This is a genomic window from Xanthomonas sp. 60, assembly GCF_011761925.1.
Genome location: NZ_JAASQW010000004.1, coordinates 1 through 20,290, shown reverse-complemented (window position 1 = coordinate 20,290; position 20,290 = coordinate 1). Strand labels below are relative to the sequence as shown.

At 67.2% G+C, this 20,290-nt stretch carries 18 protein-coding genes; 15 read left to right on the top strand and 3 right to left on the bottom strand.

The window, feature by feature from the left end:
- Positions 1 to 127 precede the first annotated feature (127 nt).
- The 12 genes from FHY09_RS09725 (at position 128) to rnt (ending at position 9,752) form a co-directional block, all read left to right on the top strand.
- Positions 128 to 316, top strand: coding sequence for a hypothetical protein (locus FHY09_RS09725; RefSeq protein ID WP_166926650.1), 189 nt, complete (start codon positions 128 to 130; stop codon positions 314 to 316).
- A complete protein-coding gene (locus FHY09_RS09720) occupies positions 303 to 1,190 on the top strand; it encodes a DMT family transporter (RefSeq protein ID WP_166926648.1) in 888 nt (295 codons plus the stop codon). Before FHY09_RS09725 ends, FHY09_RS09720 begins: the two co-directional genes overlap by 14 nt.
- Positions 1,191 to 1,334: 144 nt before the next feature.
- Complete coding sequence (gene pstS / locus FHY09_RS09715; RefSeq protein WP_166926646.1) at positions 1,335 to 2,426, top strand: phosphate ABC transporter substrate-binding protein PstS; 1,092 nt, start codon at positions 1,335 to 1,337, stop codon at positions 2,424 to 2,426.
- Positions 2,427 to 2,511: 85 nt separating this feature from the next.
- Positions 2,512 to 3,480, top strand: coding sequence for a phosphate ABC transporter permease subunit PstC (gene pstC, locus FHY09_RS09710; protein WP_166926644.1), 969 nt, complete (start codon positions 2,512 to 2,514; stop codon positions 3,478 to 3,480).
- On the top strand, positions 3,480 to 4,343 hold the full coding sequence (pstA, locus tag FHY09_RS09705; RefSeq protein WP_166926642.1) for a phosphate ABC transporter permease PstA: 864 nt from the start codon (positions 3,480 to 3,482) through the stop codon (positions 4,341 to 4,343). Before pstC ends, pstA begins: the two co-directional genes overlap by 1 nt.
- 19 nt (positions 4,344 to 4,362) lie before the next feature.
- Entirely contained in the window at positions 4,363 to 5,193 is an 831-nt protein-coding gene (gene pstB, locus FHY09_RS09700) for a phosphate ABC transporter ATP-binding protein PstB (protein ID WP_166926639.1), read from the top strand.
- 31 nt (positions 5,194 to 5,224) lie between these two features.
- Positions 5,225 to 5,932, top strand: coding sequence for a phosphate signaling complex protein PhoU (phoU, locus tag FHY09_RS09695; RefSeq protein ID WP_166926637.1), 708 nt, complete (start codon positions 5,225 to 5,227; stop codon positions 5,930 to 5,932).
- A 533-nt stretch (positions 5,933 to 6,465) separates the two neighbouring features.
- On the top strand, positions 6,466 to 6,795 hold the full coding sequence (locus tag FHY09_RS09690) for an HvfA family oxazolone/thioamide-modified RiPP metallophore (RefSeq protein WP_166926635.1): 330 nt from the start codon (positions 6,466 to 6,468) through the stop codon (positions 6,793 to 6,795).
- Positions 6,782 to 7,657: an HvfB family MNIO-type RiPP peptide maturase gene (locus FHY09_RS09685; RefSeq protein WP_456362786.1), complete on the top strand. Its 876-nt coding sequence runs from the start codon at positions 6,782 to 6,784 to the stop codon at positions 7,655 to 7,657. The genes FHY09_RS09690 and FHY09_RS09685 overlap by 14 nt, the downstream gene beginning before the upstream one ends.
- Positions 7,650 to 8,417, top strand: a complete 768-nt coding sequence (locus FHY09_RS09680; protein ID WP_166926633.1) for an HvfC family RiPP maturation protein — start codon at positions 7,650 to 7,652, stop codon at positions 8,415 to 8,417. The genes FHY09_RS09685 and FHY09_RS09680 overlap by 8 nt, the downstream gene beginning before the upstream one ends.
- Position 8,418: 1 nt before the next feature.
- Complete coding sequence (locus FHY09_RS09675) at positions 8,419 to 9,102, top strand: HvfX family Cu-binding RiPP maturation protein (RefSeq protein WP_166926631.1); 684 nt, start codon at positions 8,419 to 8,421, stop codon at positions 9,100 to 9,102.
- A gap of 65 nt (positions 9,103 to 9,167) precedes the next feature.
- Entirely contained in the window at positions 9,168 to 9,752 is a 585-nt protein-coding gene (rnt, locus tag FHY09_RS09670) for a ribonuclease T (protein WP_166926966.1), read from the top strand.
- Positions 9,753 to 9,776: 24 nt separating this feature from the next.
- On the opposite strand, the gene FHY09_RS09665 is transcribed toward rnt, so the two are convergent.
- From FHY09_RS09665 to FHY09_RS09655, 3 genes are all read right to left on the bottom strand, one after another.
- Positions 9,777 to 12,770, bottom strand: a complete 2,994-nt coding sequence (locus tag FHY09_RS09665) for a ligand-binding sensor domain-containing diguanylate cyclase (protein WP_166926629.1) — start codon at positions 12,768 to 12,770, stop codon at positions 9,777 to 9,779.
- 199 nt (positions 12,771 to 12,969) lie between these two features.
- The gene (locus FHY09_RS09660; protein ID WP_166926627.1) at positions 12,970 to 14,373 is read right to left on the bottom strand and encodes an ATP-binding protein; all 1,404 of its coding nucleotides are present in this window, start codon (positions 14,371 to 14,373) and stop codon (positions 12,970 to 12,972) included.
- Positions 14,370 to 15,098 carry a response regulator gene (locus FHY09_RS09655; protein ID WP_166926625.1) on the bottom strand — a complete coding sequence of 243 codons (729 nt, stop codon included), beginning with the start codon at positions 15,096 to 15,098 and terminating at the stop codon, positions 14,370 to 14,372. The genes FHY09_RS09660 and FHY09_RS09655 overlap by 4 nt, the downstream gene beginning before the upstream one ends.
- Before the next feature lie 202 nt (positions 15,099 to 15,300).
- On the opposite strand from FHY09_RS09655, the gene FHY09_RS09650 reads away from it, so the two are divergent.
- Genes FHY09_RS09650 through FHY09_RS09640 form a run of 3 tightly spaced genes read left to right on the top strand, consistent with a single transcriptional unit; the run spans position 15,301 to position 19,972 of the window.
- Complete coding sequence (locus tag FHY09_RS09650; RefSeq protein WP_166926623.1) at positions 15,301 to 16,536, top strand: efflux RND transporter periplasmic adaptor subunit; 1,236 nt, start codon at positions 15,301 to 15,303, stop codon at positions 16,534 to 16,536.
- Positions 16,533 to 18,485 (top strand): MacB family efflux pump subunit, encoded by a 1,953-nt coding sequence (locus tag FHY09_RS09645; protein WP_166926621.1) that lies wholly within the window; start codon positions 16,533 to 16,535, stop codon positions 18,483 to 18,485. Before FHY09_RS09650 ends, FHY09_RS09645 begins: the two co-directional genes overlap by 4 nt.
- An 8-nt stretch (positions 18,486 to 18,493) precedes the next feature.
- Positions 18,494 to 19,972 (top strand): efflux transporter outer membrane subunit, encoded by a 1,479-nt coding sequence (locus FHY09_RS09640; RefSeq protein ID WP_456362768.1) that lies wholly within the window; start codon positions 18,494 to 18,496, stop codon positions 19,970 to 19,972.
- The last annotated feature ends 318 nt before the right edge of the window (positions 19,973 to 20,290 follow it).

The window sequence follows — 20,290 nt, the reverse complement described above, 5'->3', positions numbered from 1 at the left end:
CCCTTGCATGGTTACTCATGAGACGCCCCGTCTGGGGTGCTCCCGGGAGAAATCATCATGCAGGAACTGGAGTTCTTCGATCTGAGCGAGCGCATCTCCACGATCACCGAGGAAGATGAGATCCACCATGCTGGATGAGCTTCAGAGCGTGCGTGCCTGCCTGGGTCCACGCCCATTCCATGCGCTGGTATTCGACACCTGCCACCGCCGCATTCCACATTTTGTATCGGAGGTCGCACCCTTCGTCCGCTCGCCGCGCCTGGCGCTGATCGCCCGCTTTCATGATGCGTCAACGGCGTCCAATGCGCCGATCTGATGCTGCAGGCGTTGCCGCCGCCCTTACCGTGGTCGTCATATGGGCGGCAAGTTTCTCCTTCGCCCGCCAGGCGATTGAACATCTTGGTCCATGGGTGTTCAGGCTGTACAGCATTGGGCTTGCAATCATCCCCCTGTTGACATTCTTGAAACCCGCCCTCACTTCGCTGCGGGCGCTGGAGGCCGATCCGGCGCGCCGGATCCTTCTCTCCACGTGGATCACCGGGACCCTCGTCGCGACAGCCAACATGGTCGCACTGGCGTGGTACCCCGCCACCACCGTTCTCGCGCTGATGTACACCATGCCGGCCTTCACGAGCCTGCTGGATATGCGACGGTCAGGCGTGTGGTCGCTGCGCTCGGCGGCCGCACCCGCTGCGGCATTGCTCGGGGTGATCATGGTCGCCTCCAGCGGTGGGCCATTGCACGGTGCAGGCACCGTGCTGGTGTTGGTCAATGCGCTGCTATGGGCGACAGGTACCCGACTCGCGGGCACAGCCTCCGCCCTGATGCCACCGCAACAGATCGCCGCATTGCAGATCTTCATTGCACTGATGTGCGCCGTTCCCCTGGCGATTCCCGATCTGCTGACAGGGACACGCGTGCGACCTTCGGGCATGGACCTGGCAGGGATCGCGTGGGCCGGACTGCTGAACGGTGCGTTGGTATTCTGGCTCTGGTACACGGCGATCGCCCGGCTGGGCGCAGTCAGGGCGGCGTGGTTCACCCTGTTGGTCCCGCTGCTGGGCAGCGCCATTGCGACGGGCCTTTTCGGCGAGGTCATGGATGGGCCCCAGCGATCAGGTCTTGCCCTCATCTGCGCGGGCATCGTGATCCATCTGGTCGACAGACGGCGCCGTGGCCAGGACGCATGAAAATACTTGGACCGGCATTCCATCTTTCTCATTTGACCTTGAGAAAGATGATCCCTGTCATCTGAGTCATCAGGCTGTAACAAAAACATCATTTCATAGCGGCAACCGCTGGCTCGGCCAGCACAATCCGCTATGGAGTGACGCATGAAACTGCAGACGGCCGGCCTGGCCACCCTTTCGCTGGCCCTTGCCCTCGCCCTGTCCGCGTGTGGCGGCAGCGGCGAGCAGACCGCGCAGCAGCCTGCCGGCAACGGCCAGACCGCCGCCCCGGCGGCGGGCGCGCAGACCTCCGCCGAAGTTTCCGGTGCTGGCGCGTCCTTCATCTTCCCCCTGGTCTCCAAATGGTCGGCCGATTACAACGCCGCCACAGGCGCCAAGATAAACTACCAGTCGATCGGCTCGGGCGGCGGCATCGCCCAGATCAAGGCCGGCACGGTGGACTTCGGTTCCTCCGACAAGCCGCTGAGCAGCGAAGAGCTTGCCCAGGCCGGCCTGGCCCAGTTCCCCTCGGCCATCGGCGGCGTGGTGCCGGTGGTCAACATCGACGGCCTGGCGCCGGGCCAGCTGCGCCTGAGCGGCACCGTGCTGGCGGACATCTTCCTGCGCAAGATCACCACCTGGAACGACCCGGCCATCGTGGCGGCAAACCCGGGCGTGGCCCTGCCCGACGGCAAGATCACCCTCGTCCACCGCTCCGACGGCTCCGGCACCACGTTCAACTTCACCAATTATCTCTCCAAGGTCAGCGCGGACTGGAAGAGCAAGGTCGGCGAAGGCACCTCCGTGCAGTGGGTCGACGGCGTGGGTGGCAAGGGCAACGAGGGCGTGGCCTCGTACGTGAAGCAGATGAAGGGATCCATCGGCTACGTCGAACTGGCCTACGCGCTGCAGAACAGCATGCCCTACACCGCCCTGCAGAACGCGGCAGGCACCTGGGTGCAGCCCAACGCGGAGAGCTTCGCTGCCGCCGCCGCCAGCGCCGACTGGGCCAGCGCCAAGGATTTCAACCTGGTGATCACCAACGCGCCCGGTGAGCAGGCGTGGCCGATCACCGCCACCAACTTCATGCTGATGCAGAAGCAGCCCAAGGATGCCAAGCGCAACCAGGATGCGCTGGCCTTCTTCAAGTGGGCCTTCGAAAGCGGCCAGGCCCAGGCCAACGAGCTGCACTACGTTCCGCTGCCGGCCGAGCTGGTGACGCAGATCGAAGCGTACTGGGCCACTGAACTGAAGTGATGCACGCAGGGCGCCCACCCCGTGTGGGCGCCTCTTCCGCACGACCGCGTCACCCTGCCCTCCACATGGCTGCGCCGCCCATCCCATGAATGCCATCGCCCCGCCTGTAGCCGAACTTTCCACGCGCGACCTGCGTGATGCCCGCAACGACCGTATTTTCCGCTGGGTGCTGGTCAGCACTGTTGTCTTCGTCCTCGTCGCCCTCGCCTGCGCGGCGCTGTCCATGCTGTGGGGTGGACGCCACGCGCTGGAAACGCAGGGCCTGAGCTTCTTCTACTCGGCTGACTGGAACCCGGTCGAGAACAAGTACGGTGCGCTGGTGCCCATCTACGGCACGCTGGTGACCGCGCTGATCGCGATGGTGATCGCGGTGCCGGTCAGCTTCGGCATCGCCTTCTTCCTCACCGAGGTCGCACCGCGCTGGCTGCGCGGCCCGGTCGGCACGGCCATCGAGCTGCTGGCGGGCATTCCCTCGATCATCTACGGCATGTGGGGCCTGTTCGTGCTGGTGCCGATGATGACCGAGTACGTCACCCCGTTCCTCAACGACACGCTGGGGCAATGGCCGGTGATCGGTCCGGTGTTCCAGGGCCCGCCCCTGGGCATCGGCATGCTCACCGCCGGCTTCGTGCTGGCCATCATGGTGATTCCGTTCATCTCCTCGGTGATGCGCGAAGTGTTCCTGACCGTCCCCACCCGCCTGAAGGAGTCCGCCTATGCGCTGGGATCCACCAAGTGGGAAGTGAGCTGGGACATCGTGCTGCCGTACACCCGCTCGGCGGTGATCGGCGGCATCTTCCTGGGCCTCGGCCGTGCCCTGGGCGAGACCATGGCAGTGGCCTTCGTGATCGGCAACAGCGTGCGCCTGACGCCTTCACTGCTGGAACCGGGCACCACCATCGCCGCGCTGATCGCCAACGACTTCGGTGAGGCCACCGAAACCTATCGCTCGGCGCTGCTGCTGCTCGGCTTCGTGCTGTTCATCGTCACCTTCGTGGTGCTTGCGATCGCCCGCCTCATGCTGATGCGCCTGTCCCGCAAGGAGGGCAACTGATGTCCAGCTCCGTCAATCCGCTGTACCTGCGCCGTCGCATCGGCAACGTGATCGCCATCCTGCTCTCCTGCGTCACCGCGCTGTTCGGCCTGTTCTTCCTCGGCTGGATCCTCTGGACACTGTTCGCCAAGGGCCTGCCGGGCATCAACTGGGCGCTTTTCACCCAGATGACCCCGCCGCCGATGCAGGAAGGTGGCCTGGCCAACGCGTTCTACGGCAGCGCGGTGATGTGCGCCATCGCCATTGCCATCGGCACCCCGCTGGGCGTGCTCGCCGGCACTTGGCTGGCCGAGTACGGCAACTTCCGCAAGGCAGGTACCGTAGTGCGCTTCGTCAACGACATCCTGCTGTCGGCACCCTCCATCGTGCTCGGTCTGTTCATCTACACGTTGTTCGTGATGCAGACCGGTGGCCGCTTCTCCGCCTTCGCTGGCGCGTTGGCCCTGTCGTTCATCGTACTGCCCGTCGTCGTGCGCACCACCGATGAAATGCTGCGGCTGGTGCCCTCGCAGATGCGCGAAGCGGCGCTGTCGCTCGGCATTCCACAGTGGAAGGTGACCGTGCAGGTCCTGTACCGCAGCGCCTCGGCGGGTATCGTGACCGGCATCCTGCTGGCGCTGGCGCGCATCTCCGGCGAGACCGCGCCGCTGCTGTTCACCGCTTTCGGCAACCAGTACTGGAGCAGCAACGTGTTCCAGCCGATGGCCTCGGTGCCGGTGGTGATGAACCAGTTCGCCGGCAGCCCGTATGAATCCTGGCAGGTCCTGGCCTGGGCAGGCGCCCTCGTGCTCACCCTCTTCGTGCTGCTCATCAGCCTCGGCGCGCGCGGCATCCTGCTGCGCAACCGTATCTCCCATGACTGACCTTTCCGCGGACCCTGCCATGAACGATCTTTCCAACGCCGTGCCGATGCAGCGCATCGTGGTGCCGTCTTCGCATGAATCGCTGTCCACGCCGGCGCCGGTCAAGCTGGCGGCGCGCGGACTGGACTTCTACTACGACAAATTCCATGCGCTCAAAGGCATCGAGCTGGAGATCCCGGAGAAGCGCGTCACGGCGCTGATCGGGCCCTCCGGGTGCGGAAAGTCCACCCTGCTGCGCATCTTCAACCGCATCTACGCGCTGTATCCCAAGATGGAAGCGCGCGGCGAAGTACTGCTCGACGGCGAGAACATCCTGTCACCGAAGTACCCGATGAACCGCCTGCGCAGCAAGGTCGGCATGGTGTTCCAGAAGCCGGTCCCGTTCCCGATGACCATCTTCGAGAACGTGGCCTACGGCATCCGCCACCACGAGCGCCTGTCCAAGGCGGACATGAACGACCGGGTCGAGCACGCCCTGCGCCAGGGCGCGCTGTGGGACGAAGTGAAGGACAAGCTCAACCAGAGCGCACTGGGCCTGTCCGGCGGACAGCAGCAGCGCCTGTGCATCGCCCGCGCCGTGGCCCTTCGCCCGGACGTGCTGCTGCTGGATGAGCCGACCTCGGCGCTCGATCCCATCTCCACGAGCCGCATCGAGCAGCTGGTGGAAGAGCTCAAGCATGACTACACGATCGTGATCGTCACCCACAACATGCAGCAGGCTGCACGTGTGTCCGATTACACCGCCTTCATGTACCTGGGCGACCTGATCGAGCATGACCGCACTGAAGTGATCTTCTCCCAGCCCTCGAAGCAGCAGACCGAGGATTACATCACCGGTCGTTTCGGCTGATGCCGGACCACGAACTCCTGGAACAGACAGCATGAGCATTCCCAACGACCACATCGTCAAGAGCTACGACGAAGAACAGCAGCGCCTGGTGGCTGAAATCGTGCGCATGGGTGAGATGGCCGTGGCCCAGCTCGAGGCGTCGATGGATGTCATCGAACGCCGCGATGAGAACGCCGCTCAACGCATCATCGCCAACGACGAGGCGATCGACGCGCTGGAGCAGCAGATCAGCCACGACGTGATGCGTCTTTCGCTGCGCGGACCGATGGCGCGCGACCTGCGTGAGATCCTTGCCGGCCTGCGTATTCCCGCCGACATCGAACGCATCGGCGATTACGCCGCCAACGTGGCCAAGCGCTCCATCGCGCTGTCCAAGGTGCCGCCGTTGCCGCAGATCCAGGGCATGCGCGCACTTGGACGGCTCGCCGCGCAACAGGTGCGCCGTGCCATCGAGGCTTACCGCGACAACGATGTCGAGGCCGCGCTGGCGCTGCGCGAGGACGATGCCCGGCTGGACGCGCAGTACACCGCGCTGTTCCGCGAGCTGCTCACCTACATGATGGAAGACCCGCGCAACATCACCCCGTGCACCCATCTGCTGTTCATGGCCAAGAACCTGGAACGCGTCGGCGATCACGCCACCAACATCGCCGAGAACGTGTGGTTCCTGGTGCACGGCGAGCAGCCGCTCCCGCCGCGTGAAAAGCGCGACGAGACCTCAAGCACCGACCACGTCTGAGTCCGCCCTGCCCCGGCCACCGCCCCGGGCGGTGGCCGTCCTCGAGGGGACGCGCCCGCTCCGGAGGCCCTCCTCGCCTCGGCGTTGACGCTTTCAACGTAGCCCTTCGACGTGAAAAGACAGAACAGCCGCGTGCGCGCTTGCGTGCCGCGGCTGTTGTGCTGTGCGGGACCGGCCTGGCGTGAACGTTGCCCGCGGCCATCTGCGCCACACGCAGACCCCGCGCCTGTCGTATCTGGCAACACCGGGCTGAACGTCCACCGGCCAGCCGCCCACGCAGACAGCGAACACGCGGATTTTCCGGCAGCTCGGGACGGCCGCTGCCCGAACTCTCCGCGCCGACGCACGCGCCCATGTAACCAAGGGCTTCTGCCTTCCAGTATCCGTCCCGCACTCGGTACGCCATCAGTAAACAGGCCAACGTTCTGACGAAATGTTGAAGTCTTGGGGAGGATTCCGAGAGATGCCGATCGGCAACCTCTCTCCACCACGCCGAGTGCATGGTTCCCACCCACTGGAAAGGAAACAACGCGATGAACATCTCCAACAAGCACCTGAATCTTCTCGCCACCGGCGCCCTGGTCGTTGGACTGGGCATGGCCAGCGCGGCCTCTGCACTGGGCAACCACGAACTGGGCCACGGCTACCAGGTCGCGGTGGCCTCCGTCGACAGTCACAAGGCGGCTGAAGGCAAGTGTGGTGAAGGCAAGTGCGGCGCCAGCAAGGGCAAGCAGGCCGAAGGCAAGTGCGGGGAGGGCAAGTGTGGGGCGACCAAGGGCAAGCAGGCCGAAGGCAAGTGCGGCGAAGGCAAGTGCGGCGCTGACAAAGGCAAGGGCGCTGCCAAGGCCGCTGGAAAGCACTGACGTGTCCCGCGACGCCTCTATCGCCCGGCTGCCGCTGCCCCACGCGGCAGCCGGGCTTGGCCTCCGCCGCTCGCTGCTGGACGCGCTGTTGCAGGCGCCTGCAGGGGACTTCGATTTCCTTGAGTGCGCGCCGGAGAACTGGATCCACGTCGGCGGTCGGCCCGGCGAGCAGCTCGCCGAGCTGAGTCACCGCCACCGCCTGACCTGCCATGGCCTGTCCCTTTCGCTGGGCAGTACCGCGCCACTGGACACCGTACTTGTCGGCCAGATCGGCCGGTTCCTCGATACCCACCACGTGCCGCTGTACAGCGAGCACCTGAGCTACTGCAGCGATGAAGGGCATCTCTACGACCTGCTTCCCCTGCCTTTCACCGAAGAAGCGGTCCGCCATACGGCAGCGCGCATCCGTCAGGTGCAGGACATCCTGCAGCGGCGCATCGCGGTGGAGAACATCTCCTATTACGTGTCTCCCGCCCCGTGCATGGACGAGTTGACGTTCGTCCGCGCCGTGCTCGCCGAAGCGGACTGCGACCTGTTGCTTGACGTCAACAATGTGTTCGTCAATGCCTTCAACCACGGTTACGACGCCGACGCGTTCATTGCGGGCCTGCCCGCCGAACGCATCGCCTGCCTGCACGTGGCCGGTCACCATGACGAATCCGCTTCACTGAAGATCGACACGCACGGTGCGGACGTCAACGATCCGGTGTGGCAGCTGCTTGAACGCACCTACCAGCGCTTCGGTGCGCGCCCCACGCTGCTGGAGCGTGACTTCAACATTCCGCCCTATTCCCAGCTGCGCGAGGAACTGCAGACCGTGCAGCGGCTGCTCGCCCTGCACACGGGAGCCGCCCATGCATGAACCCGTCGCCCCGCTGCAAGCGATGCAGCACGCCTTCACCCATTACCTGAGGGATCCTGCAGCACAGGCCCCGTCCACGCTCGATGCAACCCGGATGGCCATCTATCGCCGGCTCATCCGCGGCAATCTCACCGGACTGCTGGAAAACGCATTTCCGGTCTGCGTGACGCTGCTGGGCCCGGAGGCCTTCGATGCCCTGGTCCTGGAGTTCCTGAAGGCGCATCGCAGCCAGGCGCCGCTGTTCACCGAACTTGCCGCCGAGTTCGTGCAGTGGCTCCAGGCCCACAGTGCGCTGCCGCACCCTGCGCTGGCCGAACTGGCGCACTACGAGTGGGTGGAGACGGCGCTGTACCAGATGGACGCGCGTCCGCTGCAACCGCTGTCGGCCGCGCCCTTGCTCGATCAACCCCTGCAGTGTTCCCCGCTGGCCTGCGCCCTGTTCTATCACTGGCCAGTGCACCAGCTCGGTGCCGGGCCCGCACCGGACCGCCCTCCTGCCGAGCCGACCACGCTGCTGGTGCGACGCGACGGGCAAGGACAGGTCCGGTTTTCCGTACTCGGCGCCCTGGCCGCGCAGCTCCTGCATGCCATCGGCGCCCGCCCGGGCCGGACCGGCGCCACCTACCTGGGTGAACTGGCGCAGTTGCACGGTCTGGATCCTGACGCACTGCAGAGCCCGTTCTGCACCCTGCTGCAGCAGCTCAGCGCGCAGGGTGTCATCGGTCAACCGTCCCCTACCCTCGATCCACAGGAGGCCTGACATGAAGACGTCGTTACCGCGTGCCATCCATGGGCAGCTTGACCTGCTCGCACCCTGGCTGGCCCCGCTGGGCCTGCGCATTCTGCTGGCGTGGGAGTTCATCGAAGCGGGCTGGATGAAATGGCAGGGTGAAAACTGGTTCGCTGAAATCCAGATGGATTTCCCTTTCCCCTTCGATCTGCTGCCGCCTGACCTCAACTGGACCCTGGCCGCCGCCACCGAACTGCTGGCCGGCACATGCCTGCTGCTGGGACTTGGCACCCGCGTGGCTGCCGCCAGCCTGCTGGCGGTGACAGTGGTGGCCACGGCGGCGGTGCACTGGCCGATGATGTACGAAGGACTGGATGGCCTGCTGATGGGCTATGCCATCACCGATCAGGGTTCCGGCAATTTCAAGTTGCCGCTGCTGTTTGTGGCCATGCTGCTGCCGCTGCTGTTCGGCGGTGCGGGCCGTGTGAGCGTGGATGCGTGGTTCGCCTCGCGCCCCGTGCCCGCTCAGCCTTCGCCGCGCCTGCATCCGGCCACGGTGCCCGTCCTGCTGGGTGCGGTGGCCGTTCTGGTGGCCTGGCTGGAGCCTGTCGCCGGCGGCGTGTGTGCGCTGCTTGCGCTTGCGGCCGGTGCCGTGGCGATCAGCCGACGCGCAAAACAGGCCCAGGCGAGCCTGTCTGCTAGAATTCAGCGATGACTCAACCCCCCGTGCCATCTTCCACCGACGCCGCCGGTCCGTCTCCTGCGCCCCTGTTCCGCCCGATGTCACAGCGCTTCCGAGGCTTCCTGCCGGTCGTGGTGGACGTGGAGACCGGGGGCTTCGACAGCCGTCGCAACGCGCTGCTCGAGATCGCTGCGGTGCCGATCGAGATGGACGAGGACGGGTACCTGTATCCCGGCGAGACCGCCAGTGCGCACGTGGTCCCGGCGCCGGGGCTGGACATCGACCCCAAGTCGCTGGAGATCACCGGCATCGTGCTGGACCATCCCTTCCGGCTGGCCAAGGAAGAGAAGGCCGCGCTGGACCACATCTTCAATCCGGTCCGCGCGGCGATGAAAAAGCATGGCTGCCAGCGCGCGATCCTGGTGGGCCACAACGCGCACTTCGATCTCGGCTTCATCAACGCCGCGGTCGAGCGCACCGCCCACAAGCGCAATCCGTTCCACCCGTTCAGCGTGTTCGATACGGTAACGCTGGCCGGGATCGCCTATGGGCAGACGGTGCTGGCGCGCGCGGCCGCCGCCGCCGGCCTGGGTTGGGACGCCAACGAGGCACACAGCGCGGTGTATGACACCGAGCAGACAGCAAAGCTGTTCTGCACCATCGCCAACGCCTGGCCGCGCTGAGCGGCAGCGGCGGGCCAGCGCAGCTCAGCCGATGCTGGTGCGGTCGCGACCATCGCTCTTGGCGCGGTACAGCGCCCGGTCGGCGCGCTGGTAGAGCAGCTTGGGCGTGCGGTCGCCGGCATCCATCTCGACCAGACCGGCACTGAAGGTGACGCGCAGGCCGGCCACGCCGGCCCAGTCCGCGCGGTCATGGAACAGCCCGCGCAGGCGGGCGCAGACCTGGGCGGCCTCCTCCAGCCGCGTGTCGTTGAGCAGCAGGGCGAACTCCTCGCCGCCGGTCCGCGCAGGCATGTCCGAATCCCGGCAGGCCGAGGCCAGCAGGTCGGCAACCTCGGCCAGGACGGTGTCACCCACGCTGTGCGAGTGACGGTCGTTGACATCCTTGAAGTGGTCGATATCCAGCACCACCAGGCATAGCGGGTGGCCACTGCGCTGCGCGCGGGCGAAGTCGCGCGCCAGCGCTTCGTCGAACGCCCGCCGATTGGGCAAGCTGGTCAGCGCGTCCTCGCGGGCCTGGCGTTCGAAGGCCTCGCTCTGCAGCGCCAGCCTGTCCACCAGCTGGCTCTTCTCGGCGTTGAGCGCCTGCAGGTTCACCGTCTGCGACTGCAGGTCACGGGTGGCCTCGTCCACCAGGCGCGCCAGGCGGATGTTGCTCATCTTGTAGCGATTGATCAAATACAGGTACAGCGCCACCAGCGCGGCCAGCAGCAGCCCACCGAGCAGTGCCTGGACGCTGTGCCGCTGCCACCAGAACGGCTCGACCGTGAACGACCACAGCGCCTCGGTGTCGCCCCAGGCACCGCCCGGATGCGCGGCCGCCACATGCAGGGTGTAATCGCCCGGCGGCAGGCCGATGAACTCCACGCTGCGCTGCTGTCCGCGCTCCACCCAGCCGCTGTCCAGTCCGTCAAGGCGCGTACGGTAGCGGATACGCTCGGACATCAGGTAGCTCAGGCCGACGAAACTGACGGCCAGCCGCTTGCCGCCCTCGATCCGGTTGCGGTCGGCGCCTTCCCAGTGGATGGTCTGACCATCCACCTGCACCGCCTCGATCGCCGCCGGCGGCGCCAGGCGCTCGCGGAAGCGCTGCAGGCGCAATGGATCGACCGTACTGAGCCCACCGGCGGTGACCACCCAGAACGTGCCATCGCGGCGCAGGATCGCCGCCGGACCGGAGCTGCCGTTGGCCTGCGAGTTGGCCATGCCGTCAATCTCGTTGTAGCGCTCCACCGTCACACTCGGTGAACGTCCATCGGCCACTTCATTGAGCATGCTCATGTCCGTGCGCAGGACGCCGCGGTTGCTGCTGATCCACACATTGCCCACGCGGTCGGGCACCAGCTGGAAGACCGTGTCCACCGGCATGCCCTGCTCCAGGCCGACGCGCGCCAGCCGGCCCTGCTGGTAGCGGTACAGGCCGCGGTCGCTGCTGATCCACATGGCATCGCCGATCTGCTGGAAGCCGAAGACGCTGCGGCCGCCGCCCAGCGCGGTGAGGTCGATGGCCTGCACGGTGTTGCCACGCAGTACCCGCACGCCTTCGATCGTACCGATCCAGAGATCGTCATTCCGGTCATGGGCCAGCGCGGTGACCAGGGCGGTTGGCAGCCCCGCCGCCTTCGGCACGCTCACCCCCCCGGCGTCGATGCGCACCACGCCCTTCTGGGTGCCCGCCCACACCACGCCCTGGCGGTCCACGCTCATGGCCCGGATGTTGCCACCGGGCATGCCCTCTTCCACATCGTAGGTATGCAGGCGGCGGCCCTGTGGATCCAAGCGGAACACGCCGTCACCGAATGTGCCGACCCACAGATCGCCCTCGCGCCCCTGCGCCATGCTCAGCACCGAGGGCGCCTTGCCGCCGCGGTTGTTGAGCGGCACCGGGCTGAAACGACCCTCCCGGTCGCGGCGGTCGAGCCCGCTCGCGCTGCCCACCCACAGCACGCCCTGCCGGTCTTCGAGCACGGTGCGCACGTACTCGCCGCTCAGCCCGTCACGTTCGGTGAAGCTGCTGAAAAGGGTCTCGCGCAGGCGGTACAGGCCGCCGTTGGCGCCTACCCAGATGCTGCCTTCGGCATCTTCGCGCAGGCTCACCACGCGGCCTCCGGGGAGATTCAGGCCGGCCGGCAGCCGTTCCAGGCCGTGCCGGGAAATCCGCAGCAGCCCCTGGTTCTCGGTGCCCAGCCACAGATCGCCATGACGGTCCTGCAGCATCGCCGTCATGTGGATCTGCCCGGGAATCCGGTGCTCCAGCACCAGGCGGTCTTCCTGCAATCGGTAGATTCGCTCACCGGCAACAATCCACACCACCCCATCCGGCGCGCGGTACGGCCACACCAGGCCTTCGCCCACGCCCCAGGCGGCGGGCGCGCGCTTGAGCACGCCATCGTTGTCGCGCAGCACCAGCCCGTCCAGCGTGCCCACCCATACCCGGTCCTGCGCATCGACCACCATCTTGGTGAAGCTCAGCGCCATGGGCAGGTCGGCCGGCGGCGGCTGGTACTGGAAGCGGCCGTCGGGCTCCAGCGCGCCCAGCCCCTTGCCCTCGTAAAGCAGCCACAGGCGGCCATGGCTGTCCATGTCCATGTCGTTGATCAGCACCTGCGGGCTGTGCGCTTCGCGCGGACGCACGGTCCAGCGGCCGTCGGCGGCACGGTAGGTCACGTTGCCGCGGGAGTCGCTGATCCACAGGCCACCCTGGCGATCCACCAGCAGCGCACCGATGCCGTTGTCCGGGACGCCGGGGCGCGTGCTGCGGTCGAACACGGTGAAATCCAGGCCGTTGTAGCGCACCAGGCCTTCCCAGGTGGCGAACCAGAGGTGGCCTTCGGGCGTCTGCGCGATGTCGCGCAGCGAGTTGTGCGGCAGCCCGTTGCGCGAGGTCCAGACATCGATGGCGTAGTCGCGCAGCGGCGGCGAGCCGCTCTCGCTGCGTGGCTGTGCCAACGCCACAGGGACCAGCGCCGACAGCAGCCATGCCAGCGCGAGCAGCCATGACAGCGCCTGTCCCAGCCCCATCGGCTCCCTGTTCGCCTCGACTGCAACGCCCTCCCCCACGCAGCGCATCATCGTCCCGGCAGTCTCCGCGGCACGCGGGCGCACACCCGCACGCTCACGCGTGGGGCACCCGGGGTGTCCAGGGGGCAGAAGGTCTGGTGCATGCGGCGGAGCGTCGTCAGGAACGCGCATGATAGGCAAATCCGCACGGTGATGGGGCTCAGCCCGATGGGCGGTCGCCGTTCCGGCGCGGGCGGGGCCAGTGCACGCGCGCCTCCAGTCCTCCCTCGGCGCGGTTGTGCAGGCTCAACGTCGCGCCATCCTTTTCGGCCAGCGCCCGCGCGATGGTCAGCCCCAGCCCGGCACCACCGGTCTGGCGTGAACGCGAGGTCTCCAGGCGCACGAAGGGATCGAACACGGCCTCCAGTTCGTGTTCGGCCAGTCCGGGTCCATCATCGGCAATGCGTACGGTCAGCCCGTCGGCGTCCTGGTCGGCGCGCACCCAGGCCTGGTGGCCATACATCAGCGCGTTGTCGAGCAGGTTGGCGAACAGGCGCCGCATGGCAAGCGGGCGGAGCATCGGTACTGCGCCGCAGCCGGCCTGGAACTGTGCCGACGCACCGGACTCCACCGCATCCTCCACCAGGCTTTCCAGCAGCGAATCCAGGTCCAGCGGCGCCTTCTGCTCGGCGCTCTCGGCACTGCGCGCCAGTTCCAGGCCTTCGCCGATCAGCGCCTGCATGGCCGCCAGATCCGCGACCAGCCGCTCGCGCAGCGCCTCGTCGGCAACGTTCTCCAGGCGCAGGCGCAGCCGGGTCACAGGGGTCTGCAGGTCATGGGTGATGGCTGCGAGCATCTGCGTGCGTGCCGAAAGGTGCCGCTGCAACTGCTGCTGCATGGCATTGAAGGCCTGCGCCGCACGCCGTACCTCCAGGGGGCCGGTCACCGGCATGGGCGCCCGCTGCAGGTCCGCGCCGAGGTCCTGCGCGGCAGCGGCCAGGCGCTGCAACGGCGCACTGGCCATGCGCGCAACCACATAGGCCAGCACGGCAATGGCGAGCACCAGCAGGCTCAGGAACAACGGGTCCACCGCCAGCACCCCATTGTGCGCCACCGCCGGCGATTCCAGCGCCAGGGCCAGGGTGGTGCCATCGGTGAGGGTCAGTTCGACTGCGCGGCAACGGGGCGGGACGAAGGCCGGATCATGTTCGCGCGGCGTGCGTCTGCGGTGCTCATGCGGCGGCAGCAGCTCGGCCAGCCGTGGCAGGCAGGAACGAAACGAGGTGAACCGCACCTGCGCCGAGGCGACCGGGCCTGGCCGTGAGGCGAGCATGTCCATCAGCGCCACGTCCTCGCGACCGCGCCGTGCGCCGGCGGGCAGCTGCCGCACGCTCGGCCCGCCGGTGGCGAGCAGGCGCTGGCGCAGTTCCGGATTTTCGTCGAGCAGGTTGACGAAGCCCTGCAGCCGGTCCGCGATGCGGGTCTGGTTCTGCCGCTCGAATTCCTGCTGCCGTTTGGTGCCGGCCAGCAGCGTGGCCCCGACCGCCGCCACGCTCATGCCCAGCATCAGGATCACGAACAGCCGTCCCACCATGGAGGCAAAGAACCGGCGCAGCCCGCTCATTCCAGGGTGACCGCCGTTGCCAGGACATAGCCTTCGTTGCGTACGGTCTTGATCAGACCATCCGGTCCGCCATCGTCGCCGAGGCGGTTGCGCAGCCGGCTGACCTGCAGGTCGATCGCCCGATCCTGCGCTTCATAGTTGCGGCCGCTGCTCAGCGCCACCAGCTGCTCGCGCGAGAGCACCTTGTTGGCATGCGCCACGAACACCCGCAGGAGGCGGAATTCCGCGCCGGACAGCACCACGACGCGACCATCGGGATCAACCAGGTGGCGGTGCTCGAGATCGAACAGCCAGCGCGAGAACCGCGCCCGGCGCATCGCCAGCGGCTCCATGTTGGCCGGCAGCGCCTCGGTCCGGCGCAGCACGTTGCGGATGCGTGCCAGCAGCTCGCGCGGCTCGAACGGTTTGGCCAGGTAATCGTCGGCGCCCATCTCCAGGCCAAGCACGCGATCGATCGGCTCGGCACGCGCGGTGAGCATGATCACCGGCGTGGCCGAGCGCGCGCGCAGGTCCCGGCACAGCGTCAGGCCGTCTTCGCGCGGCAGGTTGAGGTCGAGCACGATCAGGTCCACGTGCTCCCGCTCCAGCACCTGGCGCATGCCCACGCCATCGGCCGCTGTACTCACCTGGTAGCCGGCACGGCCGAGCTGTTCGGCGAGCAGGCTGCGGATGTCGTTGTCGTCATCGACGATGAGCAGGCGGTGCATCGGGTTCACGGTCTCCATGACGCAATCATCCCCTGTCGGCCGCTGAACCGCACGCGGGGCAATGCATTCCACTGTATCTGAAACGATTGCCGATACACATTGAAACACCCGCAGCGTGCGGATGTTACATACAGACACATGCTGAGCGTTGAGAACGTCATGCAGGGCTTCGCACAATAGCTGCGACGCCGCCGCCGCGGCCTGCCGAGTCGCCCCGCCCGTGAAATTCCGCTTGCTGCCCCGTACCCGCCGCGGTCGTTTCCTGCTTCTCGCCGTCGCCCTGGTGCTCATCGCGTTGGGCATCGCCTCAGCGCTGCGCAAGCCCGCTGCTCCCGCGTTGGCCACCACGCCCGTCACCCGCGGTGACATCCAGCAGACCGTGGAAGCCACCGGCACCATCGATGCCTTCAAGCGGGTCAGTGTCGGCGCACAGGCCTCCGGCCAGGTCAGATCACTCAAGGTGCAGCTGGGCGACACGGTGAAGGAAGGCGACCTCATCGCCGAGATCGATGCCACCACCCAGCAGAACGAAGTGCTGCGTGCCGAGTCCACCCTGCAGCAGCAGCGGGCGCAGCTGGCGATACAGCAGGCATCACTGCGCAAGGCCGAGCTCGACCATGCCCGGCAACGCGAGATGCTGGCCGCCGAGGCCACGTCACAGCAGGAATACGACGCGGCCGAAGCGCAGCTGCGCACCGCCCGCGCGCAGGTGCAGTCGAGCCAGGCGCAGATCGCCGGCAGTGAAACCGCCGTGTCCACGGCGCGCGCCAACCTGGCCTACACCCGCATTCTCGCGCCGATGGATGGCACGGTGGTGGCGGTGGTGACCGAGGAAGGCCGCACCGTCAACGCCAACCAGACCGCGCCCACCATCGTCATCCTGGCGCGGCTGGACGTGGTCACCGTCAACGCCGAGATCTCCGAAGCGGACGTGGTCAAGATCAGGGCCGGCATGCCGGTGTACTTCACAACCCTGGGCGATCCGGACCGCCGCTACACCGCCACGCTGCGGCAGATCAACCCGGCACCGGCGTCGATCGCGAACGAAAGCTCGTCCAGCTCCAGCTCGTCAGGGTCAAGTTCCACCAGCGCGGTCTATTACAACGCGCTGTTCGATGTGGAAAACCCGGATGGCACGTTGCGCATCGACATGACCGCGCAGGTATCGGTGCTGCTGAAAGAAGCCAAGGGCGTACTGATGGTGCCCTCGGTCGCACTGGGACCGAAGGGCCGCGACGGCACGCGCCGCGTACGGGTGGTCGGCGCCGATGGCCTGCCGCAGCCTCGTGAAATCAAGGTAGGCATCAACAACGGCGCCTCGGCAGAGGTGCTGTCCGGTCTGGCCGAAGGCGAGCGGGTGGTGGTCGGTGAAGCCGGTGCAGGCACCGGCGCGGCCTCGCCCGGGCGCGGCAGTGCCAGCGTGCGCATGGGTCCGCCGATGGGTCGCGGCCGATGACACCGCCCCTTCTGCGCCTGCGCGACCTGCGCCGGGAATTCCCCGCCGGCGAGGACACCATCGCAGTGCTGCGCGATGTGCACCTGGACATCCATGCCGGCGAAATGGTGGCCATCGTGGGCCAGTCCGGCTCCGGCAAGTCCACGTTGATGAACATCCTCGGCTGCCTGGATCGGCCCACCCGCGGCAGCTACCAGGTGGCCGGGCGCGAGACCGGGCAGATGCAGGCCGACGAACTGGCCGAACTGCGCCGCGAACATTTCGGCTTCATCTTCCAGCGCTACCACCTGCTGGGTGACCTCGATGCCCGTGGCAACGTGGAGGTGCCCGCGGTGTATGCCGGCAGTCCGGGCGAGCAGCGCAGCGCGCGGGCCATCCAGCTGCTGCAGCGGCTTGGTCTGGGCGACCGCATGCACCACAAGCCCGGCCAGCTGTCCGGGGGCCAGCAGCAGCGCGTGTCCATCGCGCGGGCGCTGATGAACGGCGGCGAGGTGATCCTGGCCGATGAGCCCACCGGTGCCCTCGATACGCGCTCGGGCGAGGAAGTGATGGGCATCCTCGGCGAGCTGCACGCCGAAGGCCACACGATCATCATCGTCACCCACGACATGAGCGTGGCCGAGCATGCCCAGCGCATCATCGAAATCCGCGACGGCGAGATCATCGGCGACCGCCGCAACGAGAAGGCACCGAGCTACCGCGCGCAGCGCGCGCCAAGCATCGGCGCCGGCAAGGGCAGCACCTGGCGGGCCACGCGTGACCGTTTCACCGAAGCGTTCCGCATGGCGCTGCTGGCGATGAACGCGCACCGCCTGCGTACCTTCCTGACCATGCTGGGCATCATCATCGGCATCGCCTCGGTGGTTTCCGTGGTGGCACTCGGCAACGGTTCACAGCAACAGATCCTGCAGAACATCAGTTCGCTGGGCACCAATACCATCGATGTCTACCCCGGGCGCGGGTTCGGCGACATGCGCTCGTCCCGCGTGCAGACCCTCAAGGGCAGCGACGCTGAGGCGCTGGCACAGCAGAGCTATGTCGACAGTGCCACGCCCAACGTCTCCACCTCGGTCACCGCACGCTACCGCAACCAGTCGGCGACGGCCTCGGTGAGCGGCGTGGGCGAGCAGTTCTTCCGGGTCAAGGGCGTGGGCCTGGTCGCTGGCAGCCTGTTCGATGCCGAGGCCGTGCGCACGCTGGCACAGGTTGCGGTGATCGATGAAAACACGCGCACACAATTCTTCCCGGACAGCGATCCGGTGGGCCAGGTGATCCTGCTGGGCAAGGTACCGGTGCGGGTGATCGGGGTGGCCAAGCGACAGGGTTTCGGGTTCGGCGGCAGCACCAGCCTGGGGGTCTGGGTGCCCTATACCACCGCGATGTCGCGGATGCTGGGGCAGCGCTCCATTTCCGGCATCACCGTGCGCGTGCGCGATGACACCCCGATGGACGCCGCGCAGGCGGCGATCACCCAGCTGCTCACACTGCGCCATGGCAGCGAGGATTTCTTCCTCAGCAACAGCGCCGAGATCCGCCAGACGATCGAGCAGACCACGCGCACGATGACCCTGCTGATCGGTGCGATCGCGGCCATCGCCCTGCTGGTCGGCGGTATCGGCGTGATGAACATCATGCTGGTGTCGGTGACCGAGCGCACTCGGGAAATCGGTGTTCGCATGGCGGTCGGCGCGCGGCAGAGCGACATCCGCCAGCAGTTCCTGATCGAGGCGGTGCTGGTCTGCCTGCTTGGCGGGCTGCTGGGGGTGAGTCTGGCGCTGGGCGTGGGCTGGGCGTTCGGACGCCTGTCGAGCGAGTTCAGCATGGTGTTCTCGACCGCGTCGATCGTCGCAGCGTTCGCCTGTTCGACATTGATCGGCGTGGCGTTCGGCTTCCTGCCGGCACGCAGCGCGGCCCAGCTGGACCCGGTAGAGGCGTTGGCACGCGAATGAGGTTACCCATGCATGTTTTCCGTTCCGGGCCGTCGCCCGTGATCCTGGCCGCGGCCCTGCTGGCCTCGCTGGCCGGCTGTGCCAGCTCCGGCCGCTATCCGGTGCAGGCACCGGTCGTCGCTGCCGTGTACGGCCGCGGCGACGCGGCGCTGAACGCGCCGGTGCAGGCACCGCGCAGCGCGCTGGACGGTGCGGCGCCCGCTGATGTGCGTCAGGACGCGTGGTGGACCGGCTTCGGTGATCCGCAGCTGGACCGGCTTGTCGACCAGGTACTGCGGGTCAACAACGCCCTGGCCGTTGCCAGCCTCAACGTGCAGCGTGCCCGCCTGCAGGCCGGCCTGGCCGCCAATGCGGTCCGGCCGCAGCCGTCGTTGTCCGGGCCCACGTACAGCACCTCGCGGGCGATCGACCGTTCGGCTGATTGGCAGCGCACTGGTGATTACAGCGTCGGCGCCTCGCTGCAGTGGGAAGTGGATCTGTGGGGTCGGCTGCGCACGCAGCGCGACATGGCGGTGTGGGCGGCCCAGGCCTCTGAGGAGGATCGCCAGAACACCCTGCTGCTGGCCATTGGCGATGCGATCACCTACTACTGGAACCTGGCCTACCTCAACCAGTCTGTCGCCGCGGGTGAAGCGGACCTGGCCCAGGCACAGCGCACACTGGAGCTGGTGGACGCGCGTTTTTCCGCCGGAGCGGCCTCTGGGCTCGAGGTACGCCAGGCGCGGCAGGCGCTTGAGTCCCGGCGCAGCAGCCAGAGCGCGCTGGAGCAGCGCCGGGTGGAGGTGCGCAATGCGTTGACCGTGCTGCTCGACGGCACCCCGTGGCCGCAGGCTGACGAACCCCGCGACCTGCGCGCCGCCCGCAGTCCGGCCATTGGCGAAGGTGTGCCGGCCGACCTGCTCGCACGCCGGCCGGACCTGCGTTCGGCCGAACTGCAGCTGCGCAACAGCCTGCTCGCCATCCGCGTGACCGCGACCAGCTACTACCCCACGTTGAGCCTGACCGGTGGCGTGACCACCCGCGGTCCCTCGTTGGGCGAGGTCCTGCGCAATCCGGTCGCCACGCTGGGTGCGGGGCTGGCCCTGCCCTTCCTCAACCTGCAGCGCGCGCAGCTCAACACCGACCTGGCCGGCACCGACTACCAGATTGCGGCCACGCGTTTCCGACAGACCCTGTATACCGCCCTTTCGGAGGTCGACGACGCCTTGTCCGCGCGCGAACAGCTTGCACGCCAGGTGGCGGCCTCACAGGCGTCCTACGATGAAGCGGTGGAGATCGAACGTGCGCAGGAGGTGCGCTACCGCGTGGGCGCGTCCAGCCTGCGCGATTGGCTGGAGGCACAGCAGGTGCGGCGTAATGCCGAGCTGACCCTGGCGGGCGTGCGGCAGAATCAGCTCAACAACGATGTGACGCTGTTCAAGGCGTTGGGTGGCAGTGCGGCGGCGGCGAGCTCGGACGTTGAGCGTGAGCGGGCGGCGAACGGCTGAGCCCCTCGTGGCGGTGGGGGGTTTCTGAGTTTCTGTGGTTTGGCTGGGCGGGTGGAGGCGGCGGGGGACGGCAAAAGCTGCATCCTGCGTGCCTCGCGTCGCGCCATCCCTGGCGCGACACGCCCCCACCGCCCCCACCCGCCCAGCCCCCGACAGTCTCCGTGCGCCGCCACGGATGAAAAAATAAAAAAGCAAAAGCAAAAGCATCGGCAGCCCGTAAGCCTGCTTTTGCTTTTGCTTTTGCTTTTTTTCTTATTCCCGTGGTGGATGCAGAACTGTCACAGGGCTGGGCGGTGGGGTTGGGTGGGGGCGTTGAGC

Coding starts and splice junctions, on each gene's coding strand:
- pstS (WP_166926646.1), top strand. CDS start 1,335: ATGAAACTGCAGACGGCCGGCCTGGCCACCCTTTCGCTGGCCCTTGCC.
- FHY09_RS09690 (WP_166926635.1), top strand. CDS start 6,466: ATGAACATCTCCAACAAGCACCTGAATCTTCTCGCCACCGGCGCCCTG.
- FHY09_RS09725 (WP_166926650.1), top strand. CDS start 128: ATGCTGGATGAGCTTCAGAGCGTGCGTGCCTGCCTGGGTCCACGCCCA.
- rnt (WP_166926966.1), top strand. CDS start 9,168: ATGTCACAGCGCTTCCGAGGCTTCCTGCCGGTCGTGGTGGACGTGGAG.
- FHY09_RS09680 (WP_166926633.1), top strand. CDS start 7,650: ATGCATGAACCCGTCGCCCCGCTGCAAGCGATGCAGCACGCCTTCACC.
- pstA (WP_166926642.1), top strand. CDS start 3,480: ATGTCCAGCTCCGTCAATCCGCTGTACCTGCGCCGTCGCATCGGCAAC.
- pstC (WP_166926644.1), top strand. CDS start 2,512: ATGAATGCCATCGCCCCGCCTGTAGCCGAACTTTCCACGCGCGACCTG.
- FHY09_RS09660 (WP_166926627.1), bottom strand. CDS start 14,373: ATGAGCGGGCTGCGCCGGTTCTTTGCCTCCATGGTGGGACGGCTGTTC.
- FHY09_RS09675 (WP_166926631.1), top strand. CDS start 8,419: ATGAAGACGTCGTTACCGCGTGCCATCCATGGGCAGCTTGACCTGCTC.
- FHY09_RS09645 (WP_166926621.1), top strand. CDS start 16,533: ATGACACCGCCCCTTCTGCGCCTGCGCGACCTGCGCCGGGAATTCCCC.
- FHY09_RS09655 (WP_166926625.1), bottom strand. CDS start 15,098: ATGGAGACCGTGAACCCGATGCACCGCCTGCTCATCGTCGATGACGAC.
- pstB (WP_166926639.1), top strand. CDS start 4,363: ATGAACGATCTTTCCAACGCCGTGCCGATGCAGCGCATCGTGGTGCCG.
- phoU (WP_166926637.1), top strand. CDS start 5,225: ATGAGCATTCCCAACGACCACATCGTCAAGAGCTACGACGAAGAACAG.
- FHY09_RS09640 (WP_456362768.1), top strand. CDS start 18,494: ATGCATGTTTTCCGTTCCGGGCCGTCGCCCGTGATCCTGGCCGCGGCC.
- FHY09_RS09665 (WP_166926629.1), bottom strand. CDS start 12,770: ATGGGGCTGGGACAGGCGCTGTCATGGCTGCTCGCGCTGGCATGGCTG.
- FHY09_RS09720 (WP_166926648.1), top strand. CDS start 303: ATGCGCCGATCTGATGCTGCAGGCGTTGCCGCCGCCCTTACCGTGGTC.